Raw genomic sequence first — 17,660 nt, 5'->3', positions numbered from 1 at the left:
GATGTCACATAATACGCTCTGACTTCAAGCGACTTGCCGGTATATCGAGGATAATTTGTTGATTATTCTATTTTACATAGATGGCTACCGGTGATTGCATTATTTTTTGTGACATCATATGACGGCTACTAAAAGACGTTATGTATTGAGGATCTGAGATGCAGCACGGGATAGAGACCAAAGCCGCAGTCGCAATTCTTACGGAGAACGCGGACTATTATGCGATGCTCAAGCACATTCTCTCTACGGAGGGCACGCGGGCGGTTCTCTGCGATAGAAACGAAATCGGCGACAAAGTTGCCCAGCCGGACATCGTCGGACTGATCCTCGACGTGGATCGCGATCACCATGGGGCAGCCATCATCTGCCAACGCATCAAATCGTGTGACAAGACGGAAAAACTGCCAGTACTTGCCATCATTCCCAACGGCGACACGGAAGCCTATATGGAACTCATGCGTGCAGGCGCGGATCAGTGCCTGATCCGCCCATTCTGGCCGCCACATCTGCTGGGCTTTCTCGAAGGCATAAACCCTGTACGGCAACAACCAGTCGCGACAACGTCACAAAACGCATCCCTTAAACTGGGCGAAATCGAGCTTTGGCCAGAACGCAAACGCGTTTTGGTTAGCGGCGTCGAGCTCACTTTGGGACCGATTGAGTTCAAATTGCTCGAGCACCTTCTTACGGCTCCCGGGAGAGTGTTCAGTCGAGACGAGTTGATAACAGCGGCGTGGCCGAATGAGGTTTACGTGCAACCACGGACGGTTGACGTTCACATTGGCCGTATCAGGCGGCACCTGAAGAAAGCGGCGGGCTTCGACATCATCAGAACCGCGAGATCAAGCGGCTACGCCATCGATGTAGCCGCGCAGCCGGCGTAAGCGCCGTTCTGGTTTATGACGCCAAAGGTTTACAGAGATTTCTCAAAATCTTCCGAGAGCGTTTGTTGATCGTTGCGATAATTTGCCGATCCTGCATGCATCTTTTTGGTTAGGGGACCTGAGAAATGTCGACCGACAAAACGCAGCAGCATGCAAGCCGAAACACCGGGGGATTGATAGATCATGCGCAAGACTACTTTAACGCGGCTCACCAGCAGGGCTTGATGGCCCTATATGCGCGGCCAAGGGCTGCGAGGCAGGTAGACATCGTTTTTGACGGCTTTCCATCACAGCGCATCACTGATTTCGTGCGTTGTTCATATCTGGGCCTCGACAATCACCCGCTCATCATAGACGGCGCGATCAAGGCGATTGAGGAATACCGGGCACTGCACTGGTCATGCGCAAGGACCCGACTGAATTTTGCAATCCTCCGCGACTTGGAAAATTCGCTTTCAGATCTCTTCCAGGCGAGGGTCATCACCTACACAACGGTGCTGGCGGCGAACATGGGAGCATTACCTATCGTCGCCTCCGGACACCTCACCGGCGGCATCAGGCCGATGATGGTTTTTGACCGTCACGCGCACGCAACACTCGCCTTTCACAAGGGCACAATCGCTCTGGAAACGCAGGTCCGTACGTTGGCCCATAATGATCTAGATGCATTGGAGGAGTTGTGCCGGTCCAACAGGGCCGTGGCTTACGTTTGCGACGGCGTCTACTCGATGGGTGGAAATGCGCCCATTAGGGATCTGCGCTACTTGCAGGATCGATACGGTCTGTTTCTCTACATCGATGACGCCCACGGCGTATCAATCTGCGGGAAGAACGGTGAAGGATTTGTGCGGTCACAATACGGAAACGAACTCGGCGAGCGAACTATCATAGCCGCGTCGCTCGGAAAGGGTTTTGGCGCCTCGGGCGGAATGTTGATGCTTGGTACGGCGCGTCAGGAAGAACTATTCCGTCGTTTTGCTGTCGCGCACGCATTTTCTGCGTCATTGAATGTTGCGGCAATTGGTGCAGTTTCAGGTTCGTTGACAATACACCGCAGCGACGAGCTTTTGCGAAGACAGCTGGCTCTCAGTTCCAATATCGCACTTCTGGACTCGATGTTGGTGACAGAGCAAAGCGGAGCTCCCTTGCCAATTCGGACGGTGAACCTTGGCACCGAAGAGCGTGCCGTCAATGGGACCCGGGCGCTGCTCGATCGGGGAATTTACGGCTCGGCGATCTTCTTCCCGACAGTTGCGAAGGGGAAGGCCGGCATTCGCGTTTGTGTCACCTCGGACCATACACCTGAGGAAATCACGGGACTTTGCACAGCTCTGTCAGAGATCATGGATGACCAGGCAATATCGTAAGTCCGCATCAGGCTGTAGTCGCCCAGAAGGCCGGTCTTGCGACTAGAATGAGCGGCGGGTTTTGCGGATAGCAACATTTGTTGCCAGCAAAGTGTGATGTAAACTACAGATTGAGGCGGACGAATCCAGCCTGTTGCGGAGAAGAGAAGACATTTGCCGACCATGAAAACATCGCTCGATCATATTCCCCCGCAAATACAAACGGAGCTCCAGCGCGCGCTGGAGATTATTCACGAAGAATTCGAGGATGCCCTGGAGGGCGGCACGGCGAAATTCAAAAAGCGTGGCCGCATCCTGAAGATCATCCTCTTCGGATCCTATGCCAGAGGTACGCAGGTGGACGAACCGTTCACATCCAAGGGGTATAGATCTGATTTCGATCTTCTTGTGATCGTCAACAACCGCAAGCTGACGGATTTTGCCGAATATTGGTACAAGGCTGCCGACAGGTTGATCCGTGACAAGATGATAAAGAGACCCGTGCAGATCATCGTCCACTCGCTGCGGGAAGTGAACACATCTTTGCAGGAGAGCCAGCATTTCTTTTCCGACATCCGCAAGGAAGGCATCGCGCTTTATGAGCTGGACGACAAGCCGCTCGCAGAGCCCAAGACTTTGACGCCGGAAGAGCAATTACGCGTGGCAAAAGAGCATTTTGAGAAGCGTTTTGGCGCGGGAAGAAACTTTGCGGCACTTTCTGACGCTGCTTTACAAAAGGGAATGATCAGTGAAGCTGCATTCCTCCTACACCAAGCAATCGAGCAGGCCTATGCCAGCGTTCTTTTGACGCTGACGAACTACACGCCGGCGTCTCACAACCTGAAAGTCCTGCGATCCTTCGCAGAAGAACGGGATCGTCGACTGATCGAGGCCTTCCCTCGCGATCACCATCGGGAGAGAGCATGGTTCAATACGATAAACGAAGCATACGTAAAAGCACGCTACTCAAGCCAGTACAAAATCAGTCAGGAAGCGCTTGACTGGATTGGCGAGCGAGCAACGCTGCTGCTCAGTCTGGTGGGAGAGGTATGCCGCGATCATATATCGGCGCTTGAGAGAGACGCCGGTCGTGAGATTGCCGAGCAAGGCGCGGCTGAAGAATAGCGGGCTAAAGCGCTTTCCCAAATTAACTTTAACTTGGTAGTGGACCTTGGCGGCTAGCGGCACAGTCGTTCATTAATTGCGCGTTGTGGAGTTCCGAATGAAGAATCCGGGAAGGAATGATGACCGTCAAACTGTTGTTACGTGACTTTGACCGTCTGTTGCGTCGGATCGACGTTTTCGTGCAGTATCCTCGCTGTCAATTTCGGAAAACTCTAAGTGTATGATCCACTTTATTACAAAACGGTGTTTGCGTTACAAGCTGCAGCTGCTCCAGCCTTATTGTTTTTCTGACCAGTCGCCGAGAATTTCTTATGGCCAAACACATTTCCGAAACGTTTGTGTCGATCCCGAATTCGGATCGGACGATCGATCTGCTGTGCGCAGCCCTGCGGTGTTGGTCTTTTTCAACCACCACCAATCATTCCGAACGACTTCTTACCTTTGACGACGGGAGAGTCATCATCACCAACTTAGACGGTAGCCTCCACCTTCGTGTGGAGGCCGAGGATCCTTTAATACTCCTCGGGATGCGGTCCGTGCTGCAGGCAGCCCTCTATAAGGTCGCTACCAGTATGCTTCCGAATGTCGAATGGCACCGCGCCGATGGCGAGCCCCTCGAGTGACCGGGCCACAGGTAGAGAGCGCCCGCTACGGATAACACAAGATGGCTTCGGATCAGGTCGCCTCTCAACTTTCCCGGAAAGACAAGCGAGTTAAGGGCATAGCCGACAAATTTGTGAAGTTGCCTTTCCCCGCCTTCCGGCAAATCTCCGCCACCGGCACGCCGTCGTCGCCCTGCTTAAAAATGAACGACTTCTGGGCGTCCGAGAAGTTCGATGCCTTCATACTTCCGCTCCTTGTCCCAACCGGGAAGTTATCGCGGAAAACTCCAGTTATGAACTGGTCCAGTTTTCAGGGATCGGAGCAGTAAGCGGTGTTTTCCTTGCACATTGACCAAGCTCGATTGGGCTTTCCGAAAAATGCCGCTACGACATTGATGGCAAGGTCAGAATGCGCGAATACGCTTGCAGGTGGGGCTATACGATTTATCTTCCGATTTCGCTTCCAAGACGATCAGCGGCTTGCCGTCGTCGCCCGGCAACAAAAAGTCGATGAATCCCTCCGCGCTTTTCTCAAAGTCTGCACCGCGACTTTCGATGTGCTCAGGCTTCAGCTTGACATTCGGCTCAAGAACGACATTCACGGGACCGCTCTTGTCATCGAAGAAGCGCCAGCCAGCGGCCTCCAGCAGCCGATTGATTTTTGATGGTCGCCGTCGCTTACTTGCGTAGTACCAACGCCCATCCCCCGAGAAAATCAGCCCTCATTGCGCCTTCGGAATAAACCCCACAGTAAATCCGAACAATCGGCCAACCTTCCCTAAAGTTTCGAGCGTTGGGTTCGCCGTCCCGGCTTCGATCTCAGCAACTTGGCGCCTGGTGAGCGATAGCGTCTTGGCGAATTCGTCCTGCGTCAAACCAAGCCCTCTTCGGATTTCAACAACAGCCTCAGGTAACCTCAAGTCGCCAGTCCGAGCGCGTTCCGCCAGTGTTCGCCGGTTCTCAAGAATTTCCTCTTTCGTTGGCTTTCTCCATCGCGCCATTTAGCTGTCCTCCGGCATCACTGGCACGCCGCCAGAACGCTCTCCGCGATTTCAATGCAGCGTCCAATTGCACGCTCTAGAATTTCCGGAGACCCACCCATATCTTTCGCCATAGCCGGTGTTTGCCGGAGGTATTCGGCAAACACGGAAAGCTCAGCTGCGAGCGCATTCTGCTCATCTGGATCAGGGATCAGTTCAGCGCAAATGCGTTTCCAATCGGGAAGGTGATCGCGACCACCGTCCCTCATCATGGCCCAGCGGGTGGAACGAACGATCCCCTCTTTGGCAATCCGCATTGGCGCGAAATCAAAGAGCGGAGACAGGCGGATCGTGCCGTCCTGGTGCTTACTCAGTGCAGAATTTCGGCCGTGATTATCGGGATTGCCGAGCGCCAAATTGGCGATGTCCCGCTTCAGGTATTCGACAATGTCCGCGAAGGGATTAGCAGAATATTGGCGCAAAACGTCGATGTAGGCCTCGTGCGAGCCGACATGACCGAAATCAGCAACGCCGATCGCGGATACCAGGCTTTCTTGGCCTAGCCTAACGGTTCCGCCACCTTCTTTTTTCTTCCGGTCGAACCGAGGAATGATCAGGACGCTTTCGGCATAGGTCGAAGGTTCGTGCACATTCAGGCCGATCTCTTGAGCGATCCGCGAATAGAGAGCTTCGCCTTCGAGTATAAGGCGGTCCACGGGCTCGTTGCTGCGGACCAGCTTGACAATGACGTGGCGCACGGCCTCATCGTCAGTTACGAAGCTGTCGGGATAATAGAGACCGTCCTTCGCTTGGGTCATCGAGACCTTAGGCCATTCGCCTTGCAGGCCACTTGAGCCAGAGGCGAGCATTCCGAAGCGATCGGCGACTTCCATGAAACGATCCGAGCGCTCAAGGATTTCCGCTTCTGTAACCCCTTGGCGCTCAACACCGCGCAGCCGTTCCGTCTCGGCCTCCGCCGCTTCTTTGATCCGGATATTGCCTATGCCGCCCGTCGCCGATCGCAGAAGCAGCGGGAGATCGGAAGCGCGCGAGCCTTCAGCAAGACTGAGATGCTCGGCAAGCTTTCGCCTTGCATGCCCCTGGGGCATAAGATCCAAGAGGAAGGGCGGCCAGCTGCGGCTATATCGATTTTCGAGATCAACGGGATATCGGACAGATAACGCGCGATGGTCGCGAACCGTTTTTCCACCCGCGAACTCCGCAGATGCAACTGTGACGAAATAGTCGAGATCGTAATCAACGATGGACGCGCCCTGGAAGCCGGCCGCGTCATCCTTAAGTTCTAGCGTCGCGGCGTGGTGCCACTGGCCATAAAAATGGGTTTGGAGCGTTAGGCGCATTAATTGACCCTTTCAATGGTTCAATTAATGTATATTTTCAATTTATTCAACCCATCAAAGTGGGTTGAATAACTGCCCTTGGAACTGCCAGCTACTGAAGCGGTCATTAAAACTCCTGATCCGGCTGACCATCTTCCGGCCACGCAACGCATTGCCGTAAGCGAACAGCATGAGGGACAAGCTCAGCACAGGTGTTAGCCATTCATTGGTTAAAGAGGATAACGCCGCGGGCGCGGTCGAGTACAAGCCGGTGGCGCTCTGCTACGATGTTCTGGCTTGCCTGCATGCGGACAACCTGCTGCAGCACCTTCAACTGTTCCCGCATTACCTCGAACGCACGGCGCTGAGCAGGCGGCACGCGATTGATAACATCCAGCTCTCCACGCAGGATAGCATTGCGGCCGAAGCGCTCGTCGAGGGCGCGGCTCACGGTTGCAAACTCCTTACTAATGGCGGGATCGAGCGAGCCGGCAGCGACGTCGAGCCTGCCGTTCTTTTTCTTCATCGCCACTGAGAGTTCTCTCAGTGCATCTTCGGCGGACGGCGACAGTCCCGGGATGGCAATGCTCATGCGCTGGCGCTCCTCAGTGATCGCCTCCCTCTCTGCATCAAATGCGGCCCTAAATGAGGTGGCCAATAACCGCACACGGCTTGCCGCCTCCGGGACGGCACGGAAAGCCTCCTTCCGCTCCTGGCCGACAGCGAGCAATTTGTCCATGATACGGCCGGAGCCTCGCAACGCGCCGTAGGCAGCGGGATCATTGCTGATGGCCGCAGCGATCCGCTCACCGGCAAAGCCCTTCAGGATCAGATCTTCAATCTTTCCGACAGCACCTGCCGGATCGCGCCAGATACGCGCTGCCGCGTTCGCAAGGGCGGCGCGATTTTGACTGTAGTGAGGAACAGCTCGCGCCCTCTCCCGCGCCTCGTGGTCGATCGGGGTTTCAAACTCTGTTACAGCTGCAAGCATTGGCAACACCGGCACCGTCTCTTTCCCAGGCACGACGCTGGCGCCGGTAACGATCCTGGAGCGATCTTTCCTTTCGGCAAGATGCTGTTCTTCGGCAAAGCGGCGTATGGCGGCAAAAAGACGATTGAGCTTTTCGCGCCGGTCGAGGTCAAGGTCGTCCGGCATGCGCTCGATCATGTTGCGCTGGGCAACAGTGTCTGCCTTGTCGGTGAAGGCGGACCAGCCGAAGCGAGCGTTGAGAGCGTCGTTGACCCCCCTCACCTCTTGAACAAAAAGGCGATCCTCCGCCGCGTAGGCGAAGGCCGTCTTGTAGGCATCCTTGCCACCGCGCTCGCGTACGGCTTCGATTTCGGCAAGGCGCGCCATAGCCGGTTTGGACAGCGCTGGGACCGAGACGGCCATGTGGGCGCGCCGCTGCTCCTCGCGCATGCCGAAGCGTTCGACCTGGCGGCGGAACTCTGTGGCATGGGCACGTGCCAGCGGCAGCAATTCGGACAACGCCGACAACGCCGCTTCGCGCTGGGAGCGGGCCGCGCGGCCATCGACAAGAAGATCCGATCCATGCAGACGGCCGAGGCGCTGCGGCGAGGCCTCAAGGTCGTCGGCAAGCTCGCGGGGCGCAATCCGCGCGTCGGAAGCAAGCGTGTTCAGTCTGGCAAGCGCGCCTTCGGGATCGCGATAGATCTGTTGCAAGACTGGGCGAAGAATGGCGTCGCGTTCCTTCCAGTGATCCGAGCGAAGCTGAGCGCGGCGGGCATCCTCACCGACACCACGGGAAAACAATGTTGTCGGCGGGATGAGATATTGTCGATCCGTCGGAATTTTTGCCGTCCGGGTTTCGGCTCGTTCCTCACTATAGGAAACACGCTTCTCGCTTTCGATCGCGAAGCCGAGCGCCACGCTCGCCCGCTCCCAAAGCTTCGCCACTTGCTCGCGCTTCTGCGCCAGCCACGCCAGCTGCCGCCCCGCCCCGTCCTCCATCCAGGCTGCGACACCGGAGAGCGTATCGATACCGCGACGCTTGGCAAAATCCCGAGCGTGCGCGTGGTAGCCGGCCTCGCTCTCGAAATCGAGGGTCGTCGTCTTGGCGCCGGAGCGGCCAAGACGCTCCACCAGTTGCTTGAATTGTTCCGGCCGATGGCTCTCCTCCTCGATGCGCTGCCGGCGAACCTCTGCCGTTTCAATCCGTTTGGCAGTCCAGACGTTTCGATCGACCGTCCGTTCCTCGAACCTCTTCTCTCCGGTTTTCTCGTCGATGACGGATACCGTCACCGTCACCCGTTCGACGCCGTCCTTGCGCAGCGTTACCGTATCGCCTTCCGACACGCCGCCCTCCTCCAGGGCCTTTGGCAGGCTCACGCCCCAAAGCCGATGCACGGTTCCGTCGTCCGTTTTCACATCGGCGTACGGGCTTTTATCGGTATCCTCGTCTTGCGGCCGGAACTTCGCATTGCCGGTTCCGACCAGCTCGCCCGTGACGCCGGCGGCGTGATCAACCCGGGATCTTTTTCCCCATCCCGGCTTCGGCTCAAAGTCCTCGCGAGCGGCATAAAGATCGGCCCGGTCGCGATGGCGAGTCATCGACACGTACGTCAGGTGCTGATCCATCATCCCGGTTGCGAGCACGAATGTCCTGTCGACGGTCGCACCTTGGGACTTGTGAATGGTCGCGGCATAACCGTGATCGACATTGCGATAGCTGTCTTCACTAATGACGACATCCCGGCCATTATCGAGACGGACCGATAGTAGTGGGCCGCCGTGCGTGTCGCCGGTGGAGACGACCGTGCCGAGCATGCCGTTCTTGACATATTGAGGCCCAAGTCTTTGCGCCCGCGGCTCGAGGAACCGGGCGTTTTCGAGGAAGATGATCCGGTCGCCGACGGCGAACTCCCGCACGCCTCGTTCCGTTTGAAATTCACGAGAGACGGTCAGGGCGCCTTCATCTTTCATGACGTTGCGCAGCGCTTCATTGAGCCGCCTTACGTCGTCATTGGTATAGGCGAGAACGAGCAGTTCGTCACCACGCAAGCGGACCGGCTGTTCTTTATCGGCATGTTGCTGGATGAGCTCGCGGCGAGCGCTCGTCCAGTCTGCAACAATGCGCTCAACAGCTTCAGCCCGGCTCTCCGCCTCAACAATACGCCCCCGCTGCGCATACGCATCCAACCCCTCCTCGACCTTGCCGCAGGCGAAAAGACGGGAAGCCTCTCGCGCCCACTCCTCGCGCTGACGCCGCACACCGGCAAGTTCGGCAAAACCGATCCGTTCGGAAATTGCCCGAAAGGCCGCGCCGGCCTGGATCGGCTGAAGCTGCATTGCATCGCCGACCAGAACCACCTTGGCTCCAGCCTCCTCGGCGCGCTTGAGCACACGCGCCATCTGCTGCGACGAGACCATGCCGGCTTCATCGATGACAAAGATGTCCCGCCGGTCGAGGAGATCGCGTCCGTTCTCCCAGGCTAGTTCCCATGAGGCCAGCGTGCGCGATCTGATGCCGGAACTATCCTCAAGCCCTTCGGCCGCCTTGCCAGCAAGCGCCGCCCCGAAGACACGGTGGTTGTCGCTCTCCCAGGCGACGCGCGCCGCGGCAAGCAGCGTCGATTTTCCCGCACCGGCATGCCCGACCACAGCGGCGATGCCAGTGTCGCCGGCGACATGATGGACAGCCTCCACCTGTTCGCGATCAAGCGTGAACGGATTTTCCGGATTGCCGGTTTCTATGGTTCTGACAGCCGCCGCAATTTTCGCGTTGGCGACGCCGGAGCCCTTGCGCCGGGCCAGAACTTCCGCCGACTGCGCCATGTCGTATTCGGTGCGCAGGATATCGCGTGTGGTGAAGACCGCAAGTTCGGCCACCTTGCCGGTCTGCAGGTTCGCCTGTTGCGGCTTCAACAGCACGAGGTCATTGGAGGCCATCAGCTTGGAGCGTATGTTGGCGAAATCGGCCGGATCGTCGACATAGCGGTGCAGTGCCTTGGCGATGTCACGTTCGTCGAAGGTGGAGCGCTCGTTGCCGAGTTGTTTCAGGAGTAGGTACGGATCGGCCAGCAGCCGGTCGGCCATCTCCTGCCGGCGCGCGAGATCGGCCGGCGCGAAATACATCGCGACACCCTTGCGGGCGAGCGCTGCCTTTTCCGGCCCAAGATGTTTCTGGGCAATCCCGTCGAGCCCCTGTTCGGCATAGGAACGCCCGTCGAGGCGGATCTCCTGGCCGGCAAGCGCCAGATGCCGATTGGCCGTATCCGCCCAGGCGATCTTCCATGCCTTCATGGTTTCCTTGTCGCCGGCCCAGAGCCTGTAGACGATCTTGCCCTTCGGTCGGTCCGGCGTGACGACACGCAACGGCTCGCCGTCGGCGCCAAGCACCGGCACTTTCTTCGGCCCGAAACCCTGTTCCGTCAGAGGTCGAAGCGCGGTCATCAGGTGGATGTGTGGATTGCCTTGCCTGTCATGATAAACCCAGTCGGCGATCATGCCCTTGGACGTCAGGTTGTCCCGGACGAACTCGCGCACAAGGGCGATGTTCTCTGATCGCGTCAACTCTTCCGGAAGCGCGATGATCAACTCGCGGGCAAGCTGCGCGTCGGCACGAGTTTCGAATGCGTCCACTGCATTCCAAAGCGCCTCGCTGGCCGCAACGACGCTCTTCCCATCGATAGCCGCGCGCAGCCAGGCCGGTACCTGGTCCGGCAGCACCAACTCCTCGTGTTTCAGTTCGGCGCCGCCGCCACGGTAACTGAAGGAGGTTCCGGCCTGTTCGTCCACCATCCGCGCCCGATGACGATAGGCGGCGGCCGAAACGATACTGCGTCCCGCTCCCCTGCTGATCACCTGCGCTCTGACGAACATGATCGCCACTGACGTCTCCAGTCCTTCCAGGCCCGTCGCGTCAGCGACGTATATTGCGCCCTCAAATGAATCGGCCTGACAAGACCGATGCTGCTTTTCCGGAAGACGGCCCAGCTGGGATTTCCAAAATAGACGTTTGGGGGCTTGTGTACGGTAGCGCGTTTTACTAACATTTTCTAGCCAGTTAAATGACGGAATAGAAATTTCCAAAGAGGTTGAGAGGACTTAATTATGGCCACCAAGCCTGCGCTCATGGATATTGATGCTCAAATCGAGAAGCTTCGCGAACGAAGAAAAACTTTAATAGTAAAATCAGCTGATCGTTTCGCGCGTGCGGCGACGAAGTCGGGATTGGCGGAGATGGAGATCGCTGACGAGGAGGTGGATCGCATCTTCGACGAGATCGCAGCGCGATTTCGCAACGGCGAGAAGAAGCAAGCCGCTGGCTCACCTGCTTCGCCGCGTGGACAGGCAAATGGAGCGACTGGTTCGGAAACGGAGGTTCCTCATGACATCTGACCGAAAGAAGGGAGCGAGAGAAAAGTTCTTGCTCGGTGACATTGTCGTTCGCGCGGGCCTGTCGGACGCCGATCGGGCTTTCCTGCTTGGCGGACTTCTCGAAATGAAGCGGGTCGTGCAGGGGACACCTGAACATCGGCGTCTGTGCGATATCGGAGAGCTGGCCTTCAGGGATGCGGCATCCAACGGCGGGTTAGAACGCTTTTTGAAGGTGGTGGAATGAAGGGAAAGGCCAAACAGCATCCGAGCCTGTTGCTTATCACCATTCCCATCGCCGTCACCGGATTTTCCTTTTACGTCGCCCACTGGCGTTGGCCTGAATTGGCGGCCGGCATCACAGGCAAGACGCAATACTGGTTCCTTCGGGCGTCACCGTTGCCCGTCCTTTTGTTCGGGCCGCTGGCTGGATTGCTGGCAGTTTGGGCGCTGCCCCTCCATCGGCGAAGGCCCGTGGCATTGGCAAGCTTTCTATGCTTTTTCCTGGTGGCCGGCTTTTACGGGATGCGCGAGTTCGGTCGGCTTCAGCCGCTCGTAGAGAGCGGTGTGCTGACCTGGGATCAGGCGCTATCATTCGTTGACATGATTGCGGTCGTTGGCGCAGCGATGGGGTTCATGGCGGCCGCGGTCGCGGCGCGCATCTCCAGCGTCGTGCCCGAACAGGTGACGCGCGCCAGGCGCGGAACATTCGGAGATGCAGACTGGCTGCCGATGTCGGCGGCGGCACGGCTGTTTCCCGATGATGGCGAAATCGTCATCGGTGAGCGCTACAGGGTCGACAAGGAACTCATCCATGAGCTGCCGTTCGATCCGAACGATCCGGCTACCTGGGGACGTGGTGGCAAAGCCCCGCTGCTGACCTACGCCCAGGATTTCGATTCGACCCACATGCTTTTCTTCGCAGGCTCTGGTGGCTTCAAGACCACCAGCAACGTCGTGCCGACGGCGCTCAGATATACGGGTCCGCTCATTTGCCTGGATCCGTCCACCGAGGTAGCCCCGATGGTCGTTGACCATCGAAGAGATAAACTCGACCGAGAGGTTGTTGTGCTCGATCCGGCAAATCCGGTCATGGGATTTAACGTGCTCGACGGCATCGAGCACTCGCTAAAAAAGGAAGAGGACATTGTCGGCATCGCGCACATGTTACTCTCGGAAAGCGTGCGCTTCGAATCGTCGACTGGCTCTTACTTCCAATCGCAGGCGCACAATCTGCTGACTGGTCTTCTGGCGCATGTGATGCTGTCACCGGAATATGCAGGACAGCGAAATCTGCGCAGCCTGCGCCAGATCGTCTCCGAGCCGGAAAACTCCGTGCTCGCCATGCTGCGCGACGTACAGGAACACTCCGCGTCCGCCTTCATCCGCGAAACGCTCGGCGTCTTTGTTAACATGACCGAGCAAACGTTCTCAGGCGTCTATTCGACGGCATCGAAGGATACGCAATGGCTGTCGCTCGATAATTACGCGGCACTGGTTTGCGGCAACACGTTCAAATCGAGCGAGATCGCTGGCGGAAAGAAAGACGTCTTTATCAATATCCCCGCATCGATCCTGCGGTCCTATCCCGGTATCGGTCGGGTGATCATCGGCTCGCTGATCAACGCGATGATCGAAGCGGATGGTGCGTTCACGAGGCGAGCGTTGTTCATTTTGGACGAAGTCGATCTGCTTGGCTACATGCGCGTGCTTGAAGAGGCGCGCGATCGCGGTCGCAAGTATGGCGTCAGCATGATGCTGATGTACCAATCCGTCGGGCAACTGGAACGGCACTTCGGAAAAGACGGTGCGGTGTCGTGGATCGACGGCTGCGCTTTCGCGAGTTACGCCGCGATCAAGGCACTGGATACCGCCCGCAACGTCTCAGCCCAATGTGGAGAAATGACTGTCGAAGTCAAAGGCAGTTCTCGCAATCTCGGCTGGGGTACGAAAAACAGCGCATCGCGGAAATCAGAAAACATCAATTTCCAGCGCCGGCCGCTCATTATGCCGCACGAAATCACACAATCGATGCGCAAGGACGAGCAGATCATTATCGTCCAGGGCCACAGTCCGATCCGCTGCGGACGGGCGATCTATTTCAGGCGGAAGGACATGGATATGCACGCCAGGCCCAACAGGTTTGCCAAGCTGGGACCTTGACGGCTCAGACGTTTTCTTGCGGGCCGTATTCGGCTTCTATTGGCCATTTCGTTGCCTTCATCAGCGCCAGTGCCGCGTCGATCGCCTTCTAGCGCTTCGATCAGGTCGTTGTGTCTCGTTGAAGGATGAGCATGGACACCGAGGAATTGACGATGTGCTAGCTCAACCCGTCCTAATGCCTCTCCAGTGTAGATGACAGATGCTCCTGTATCGTAGTCGTCGCGGCCGCCGCTTCCTCAAAGGGTGACATTTGATCCTCCTTTTTCGAAAACATGCGATGCCTGAACATGGACATACTGACGACCGGAAGCGGAGACAGCTCGCCATCTGATTTACCGGCTGTGCTCACCTCGACGATCGCGCCCGGGCGTATCGTTCAGACCGGGAAGCTTGATCCCGTGAGGATGATCGGACACTGCCGAAATCGCAACAGGCATCCATCACAGAAATGAATCGGAACCGACCTTTCGATTCATAAGTCTCGTTGGACCAGATCGCGAGCATCGCCGATCATGCGGGGATGGGAACACACCACTACCAGCTTTATTGCCAGAGGATCGACGCCAACAGGAACATGGCCCGATATTACGCGCTCGCGATCCGGCCAACCCTTTTTGGCGAAATAGCCGTCGTGCGAAGCTGGGGACGGATCGGCAAGGCTGGCGGGGAGATGACCGAGGTGTTCGGCAATGACAACGATGCGATATCGCGCTTTCTCGAACTGGTACTGCAGAAGCGCAAAAGGGGCTATCAACCGGCAAGAAGCTGTGGAAACCCCTGCAGGAGCGCCAGTGTGAGGACAACGCCGCATGACAACGTAACGATCGCCTGAAAGGGTTTTCCCGTCTTTAACGAGGAAACCGTCATGACCACAACCAATTAAATCGCCGAAAAGATCGCATCCGAACAGAACCTGACCAAAGCCCAGGCGAAATCGATCGTCGAAACCGTCTTCGCGTCGATCACGACGGCAGCCACGTCCGGAGCGGAAACATCTATCCCGGGATTCGGCAAGTTCAAGATCAAGGATACCCCGGAGCGTGAGGCTCGCAATCCGGCAACCGGCGCCACCATCAAGGTTGCCGCTGCGAAGAAGCTTACGTTTCAGCCTGCCAAAGCACTGAAAGATGTGCTGAACAAGTGAGCCGCACCGCGGTAAGCGGGGTCATCAGGGGGGAGCCGCCAAAGGCAGACGGCGCAGCATCATCGGCGCTGCTTGCCATCACGCTTAAGCTGATCTCGATCTCGATGGCAATCGGACGGTGGTGGCAGCATTGCGGGTGTATGCCACCCTCAGAAGGGCGGCACGGCGTCAACGGAACCGTCCTGCTCGGCCATGATAACGGCCAGTTCGGCCAGAGCCAGTTCCAGCTCCGCGGCAATCTGGCGACGCTCGTCTGGGTGGCAATGGTTCATCTCGGCGCGCAGTTCTTCGATATGTTGTTCCAGTAGCATCGTCATCTCCTTGACGTTTGAGAAAGATGACGCCGCGGGGCGTGAGGAAATGACGGGGTCAGGGATCGCGTCGGCGACCGCCAGAGGCGGCGAGTGGGGTGCCGGTTTTGTTGAAGCGCAGGGAACCGGAGCGGAAGCAAAATCGGGGGGCTACGCGAAGTCCTTGAGGCCGACATTTGTTCGCGGCACGATTGGTCACTCTGAGCAGACCCCGCCTCTCCGTATCGCGACCAGAAGAAGAAGCGGGCTAGATGCCCGGTTCCTTCTTGGTTTGAACAAGGGAAAAGCCCCGCCGTTTCCGGCAGGGCTTCGTCTTTGATCAGGCGTCGCGCTTCGGGCGGTTCCAGACCAACGTATAGTCGCCTTCCCTCTCGGTCGGCCAAAGTGCCGCATTGATCGGGGCCGGGAAGCTCGGATCGTCGAGCTTGACCGAAATGTAGGGCTCTCCGTCGCCGGAAACCTGGCTCCAGGCGGCGCCGACTTCGGCCGCTTCGGACATGATCCGGAAGTCGGGAGCGTCGCGGGATGTGCGTTCGATCGGGTTCAGGCGGGCCTTCATGGAGACCGTCAGAGTGCGTACGTGGCCGAGGATGGTGTTGCCGTTGGTGGTGAATTCGCCGATGATTGCCATTGTCGTGATCCTTTCGGTTTGATCGGGCCGCGACCATCGCGTCCTCGATGACTGTCGATTTGATCGGGGACGATCGGACCGCATCCTTAAGGGACCGGAATGCAATGGAGGGCGGCGGGAGACGGCTTTCTTGGACCGCGAGGAATGCGAACGCAGGTCGCAGGGGAAGAAAGGGGGCGATGCCGTTGCGGGAGAACGATCGAGGCGCAGCCGCTCTTCGATCAGACATGTCAAATCGAGGCCGCGTTGGCCGCGCCCACTTCCTATGCCCGAATGGATGGCAGCAATGGCCACATCGATCGTTTGGGCATTGCCGGGCCAATGCGACAAGTCCGGTGAGCGTCGCCGAACTTTCCTTCTCGATGGCGGCTCCGGTTTTCAATCGGGCACATGTTGCCCATGCTTGCTCGTATCCGCAAACATGACCTGTTGCTGATGCGCAACGCATGAGGGCCAGTCGCAGCAAAACTGGCTCGCGCCCGCACGGAACAAGATCGCCTTCGCTTTCCTCCCGAACGGTCAATCCGCGCTGCCCGGATTCAGATTTTGGGAGCAGTACCAAAGGACGCTCTAAAAAGAGAGGGGCGCTATTACACTGCCTCCCTCGTCGCGCAGGCATCCGCCCTTGGCTGAAGACCGTGGAGATAATTGACCGCCCGCTGCGCATGCGCGGCCGCCTGGAAAATTGCCCGTTTGTCGTTGGCCAGCACCGAGAGCCATGACTGCAGATAGGACGCGTGATCCGGCCGCGGCTCAAGTTCCGGCGCGATACCGAGGTCAGCGCAGAGGAAGCAACTGCCAAGTTCGGCAATGAGTTCTTCCCGCGCTCGCTCCGTCCGGTCCTTGGCATAGCGCGACAGGTCGCGTCCCACGCGATGTTCTGCCGCCGTCCAGTGGGTCGCCTCATGGCTGAGGACTGCCGCATACCCGGCGGCATCGCGGAAGGCTTCGAACGGTGGCATCTGGATATAGTCCATGGCCGGAGAATAGTATGCCTGTTTGCCGCCGTGCCGAATGACTGCGCCGGTATTGCGGAAGAACTCGTCGGCGTGACCGATGCGCTCGATCGGGCTCAGGAGCGGTTCGGGTACGCCATGATAGTGGTCAGGCAGGCCGTCGATCTGCGCCACGTTGAACACCGTGTACGATTTAAGGAACGGAATATCGCGCTCCACCTCGCCGCCATTGCTGTCGGTCTCCGACTTGGTGAAGCGGCTTGCATAGATGACCGTCGTTCCGGTCTCGCCCTTGCGAACAGCTCCATCCAGCTGCAAGGCCTGTTTGAACGTCATCCATGTCGGCGAGACATAGCCCCTCGCTGTGCTCTCCGACCACAACAGCAGCACGTTGAGACCGCTATAGGCTTCGCCGTTGTGGCGCAGCGGCCGGGTGATCTGTCCGGTCGTGTTTGCGGCCGACCAGGGCTTCATCCACGGACGGACGCCTTTTTCCAGATCCGCAACGATCCTGTCGGTGATCCGCGCATAGAGATCGGCGCGCTCGCCCTGCCCTTTTCTTTTCATATCCTTGAACCTCCGTTTTCGGAGGTCGCGACCATCGCGACCCCGTCACGTCGGTCAAAAGCCGGGCAGATCAGGGATGAGCGCACGCGGAACGCGCCGTAACAACGTGAAGGAGGGCGAAGCCCTTGCGCGAGACCCTCAACCCGGCAGACCGAAGGCGGAACGGGGTCGCAATGGACAGATTACCGATCTTCATCCGCAGCCAATGCAAGGGCTTCGCCAGCAAGACCACTTTCTGCCGCACGGCAGCGGACGGAATCTTAGCAACGGCGC

At 58.0% G+C, this 17,660-nt stretch carries 16 protein-coding genes and 1 pseudogene; 9 read left to right on the top strand and 8 right to left on the bottom strand.

Annotation, left to right across the window (positions count from 1 at the left end):
• Positions 1 to 158 precede the first annotated feature (158 nt).
• The 4 genes from ATU_RS24520 (at position 159) to rctB (ending at position 3,978) form a co-directional block, all read left to right on the top strand.
• Entirely contained in the window at positions 159 to 884 is a 726-nt protein-coding gene (locus ATU_RS24520; RefSeq protein WP_010974383.1) for a winged helix-turn-helix transcriptional regulator, read from the top strand.
• A gap of 125 nt (positions 885 to 1,009) precedes the next feature.
• A complete protein-coding gene (locus tag ATU_RS24515) occupies positions 1,010 to 2,251 on the top strand; it encodes an 8-amino-7-oxononanoate synthase family protein (RefSeq protein ID WP_010974382.1) in 1,242 nt (413 codons plus the stop codon).
• A 162-nt stretch (positions 2,252 to 2,413) separates the two neighbouring features.
• Positions 2,414 to 3,355, top strand: a complete 942-nt coding sequence (locus ATU_RS24510) for a nucleotidyltransferase and HEPN domain-containing protein (protein WP_010974381.1) — start codon at positions 2,414 to 2,416, stop codon at positions 3,353 to 3,355.
• 311 nt (positions 3,356 to 3,666) lie between these two features.
• On the top strand, positions 3,667 to 3,978 hold the full coding sequence (gene rctB, locus ATU_RS24505; protein ID WP_010974380.1) for an SMa0974 family conjugal transfer regulator: 312 nt from the start codon (positions 3,667 to 3,669) through the stop codon (positions 3,976 to 3,978).
• Positions 3,979 to 4,042: 64 nt separating this feature from the next.
• Here rctB and ATU_RS24500 read toward each other — a convergent pair whose 3' ends face one another.
• From ATU_RS24500 to traA, 5 genes and pseudogenes are all read right to left on the bottom strand, one after another.
• Positions 4,043 to 4,201, bottom strand: a complete 159-nt coding sequence (locus ATU_RS24500; RefSeq protein ID WP_155276036.1) for a hypothetical protein — start codon at positions 4,199 to 4,201, stop codon at positions 4,043 to 4,045.
• A 199-nt stretch (positions 4,202 to 4,400) separates the two neighbouring features.
• Positions 4,401 to 4,673 (bottom strand): annotated as a pseudogene (locus ATU_RS24495) (hypothetical protein); the annotation flags it as partial.
• 6 nt (positions 4,674 to 4,679) lie between these two features.
• Complete coding sequence (locus ATU_RS24490) at positions 4,680 to 4,958, bottom strand: helix-turn-helix transcriptional regulator (protein ID WP_010974377.1); 279 nt, start codon at positions 4,956 to 4,958, stop codon at positions 4,680 to 4,682.
• Between the two features lie 17 nt (positions 4,959 to 4,975).
• A complete protein-coding gene (locus ATU_RS24485) occupies positions 4,976 to 6,298 on the bottom strand; it encodes a type II toxin-antitoxin system HipA family toxin (protein ID WP_010974376.1) in 1,323 nt (440 codons plus the stop codon).
• Positions 6,299 to 6,500: 202 nt separating this feature from the next.
• A complete protein-coding gene (traA, locus tag ATU_RS24480) occupies positions 6,501 to 11,129 on the bottom strand; it encodes a Ti-type conjugative transfer relaxase TraA (RefSeq protein ID WP_010974375.1) in 4,629 nt (1,542 codons plus the stop codon).
• Between the two features lie 222 nt (positions 11,130 to 11,351).
• Between traA and ATU_RS24475 the strand changes: the two genes are divergently transcribed.
• The 5 genes from ATU_RS24475 (at position 11,352) to ATU_RS24455 (ending at position 14,922) form a co-directional block, all read left to right on the top strand.
• Positions 11,352 to 11,639 (top strand): TraC family protein, encoded by a 288-nt coding sequence (locus ATU_RS24475; protein WP_010974374.1) that lies wholly within the window; start codon positions 11,352 to 11,354, stop codon positions 11,637 to 11,639.
• Complete coding sequence (locus ATU_RS24470; protein WP_010974373.1) at positions 11,629 to 11,862, top strand: conjugal transfer protein TraD; 234 nt, start codon at positions 11,629 to 11,631, stop codon at positions 11,860 to 11,862. The genes ATU_RS24475 and ATU_RS24470 overlap by 11 nt, the downstream gene beginning before the upstream one ends.
• Complete coding sequence (gene traG / locus ATU_RS24465; RefSeq protein ID WP_010974372.1) at positions 11,859 to 13,778, top strand: Ti-type conjugative transfer system protein TraG; 1,920 nt, start codon at positions 11,859 to 11,861, stop codon at positions 13,776 to 13,778. The genes ATU_RS24470 and traG overlap by 4 nt, the downstream gene beginning before the upstream one ends.
• Positions 13,779 to 14,298: 520 nt before the next feature.
• A complete protein-coding gene (locus tag ATU_RS24460) occupies positions 14,299 to 14,610 on the top strand; it encodes a WGR domain-containing protein (RefSeq protein ID WP_010974371.1) in 312 nt (103 codons plus the stop codon).
• 51 nt (positions 14,611 to 14,661) lie between these two features.
• On the top strand, positions 14,662 to 14,922 hold the full coding sequence (locus ATU_RS24455) for an HU family DNA-binding protein (RefSeq protein WP_236762378.1): 261 nt from the start codon (positions 14,662 to 14,664) through the stop codon (positions 14,920 to 14,922).
• A 149-nt stretch (positions 14,923 to 15,071) separates the two neighbouring features.
• Here ATU_RS24455 and ATU_RS26625 read toward each other — a convergent pair whose 3' ends face one another.
• From ATU_RS26625 to ATU_RS24445, 3 genes are all read right to left on the bottom strand, one after another.
• Positions 15,072 to 15,233, bottom strand: coding sequence for a hypothetical protein (locus ATU_RS26625; protein WP_019565695.1), 162 nt, complete (start codon positions 15,231 to 15,233; stop codon positions 15,072 to 15,074).
• 319 nt (positions 15,234 to 15,552) lie between these two features.
• Positions 15,553 to 15,864, bottom strand: a complete 312-nt coding sequence (locus tag ATU_RS24450) for a DUF736 domain-containing protein (protein WP_035257795.1) — start codon at positions 15,862 to 15,864, stop codon at positions 15,553 to 15,555.
• A gap of 590 nt (positions 15,865 to 16,454) precedes the next feature.
• A complete protein-coding gene (locus ATU_RS24445; protein ID WP_010974367.1) occupies positions 16,455 to 17,387 on the bottom strand; it encodes an ArdC family protein in 933 nt (310 codons plus the stop codon).
• Positions 17,388 to 17,660: the final 273 nt, after the last annotated feature.

It is taken from the genome of Agrobacterium fabrum str. C58, from assembly GCF_000092025.1.
Lineage (GTDB): Bacteria > Pseudomonadota > Alphaproteobacteria > Rhizobiales > Rhizobiaceae > Agrobacterium > Agrobacterium fabrum.
Note: the sequence above shows the minus strand (reverse complement) of the source record. Positions and strands in the feature narration are given on the sequence as shown.

Excerpts from the sequence above, each read along its gene's own strand:
- ATU_RS24520 (WP_010974383.1), top strand. The coding sequence starts at position 159 with ATGCAGCACGGGATAGAGACCAAAGCCGCAGTCGCAATTCTTACGGAG.
- ATU_RS24515 (WP_010974382.1), top strand. The coding sequence starts at position 1,010 with ATGTCGACCGACAAAACGCAGCAGCATGCAAGCCGAAACACCGGGGGA.
- ATU_RS24510 (WP_010974381.1), top strand. The coding sequence starts at position 2,414 with ATGAAAACATCGCTCGATCATATTCCCCCGCAAATACAAACGGAGCTC.
- rctB (WP_010974380.1), top strand. The coding sequence starts at position 3,667 with ATGGCCAAACACATTTCCGAAACGTTTGTGTCGATCCCGAATTCGGAT.
- ATU_RS24500 (WP_155276036.1), bottom strand. The coding sequence starts at position 4,201 with ATGAAGGCATCGAACTTCTCGGACGCCCAGAAGTCGTTCATTTTTAAG.
- ATU_RS24490 (WP_010974377.1), bottom strand. The coding sequence starts at position 4,958 with ATGGCGCGATGGAGAAAGCCAACGAAAGAGGAAATTCTTGAGAACCGG.
- ATU_RS24485 (WP_010974376.1), bottom strand. The coding sequence starts at position 6,298 with ATGCGCCTAACGCTCCAAACCCATTTTTATGGCCAGTGGCACCACGCC.
- ATU_RS24475 (WP_010974374.1), top strand. The coding sequence starts at position 11,352 with ATGGCCACCAAGCCTGCGCTCATGGATATTGATGCTCAAATCGAGAAG.
- ATU_RS24470 (WP_010974373.1), top strand. The coding sequence starts at position 11,629 with ATGACATCTGACCGAAAGAAGGGAGCGAGAGAAAAGTTCTTGCTCGGT.
- traG (WP_010974372.1), top strand. The coding sequence starts at position 11,859 with ATGAAGGGAAAGGCCAAACAGCATCCGAGCCTGTTGCTTATCACCATT.
- ATU_RS24460 (WP_010974371.1), top strand. The coding sequence starts at position 14,299 with ATGGGAACACACCACTACCAGCTTTATTGCCAGAGGATCGACGCCAAC.
- ATU_RS26625 (WP_019565695.1), bottom strand. The coding sequence starts at position 15,233 with ATGCTACTGGAACAACATATCGAAGAACTGCGCGCCGAGATGAACCAT.
- ATU_RS24450 (WP_035257795.1), bottom strand. The coding sequence starts at position 15,864 with ATGGCAATCATCGGCGAATTCACCACCAACGGCAACACCATCCTCGGC.
- ATU_RS24445 (WP_010974367.1), bottom strand. The coding sequence starts at position 17,387 with ATGAAAAGAAAAGGGCAGGGCGAGCGCGCCGATCTCTATGCGCGGATC.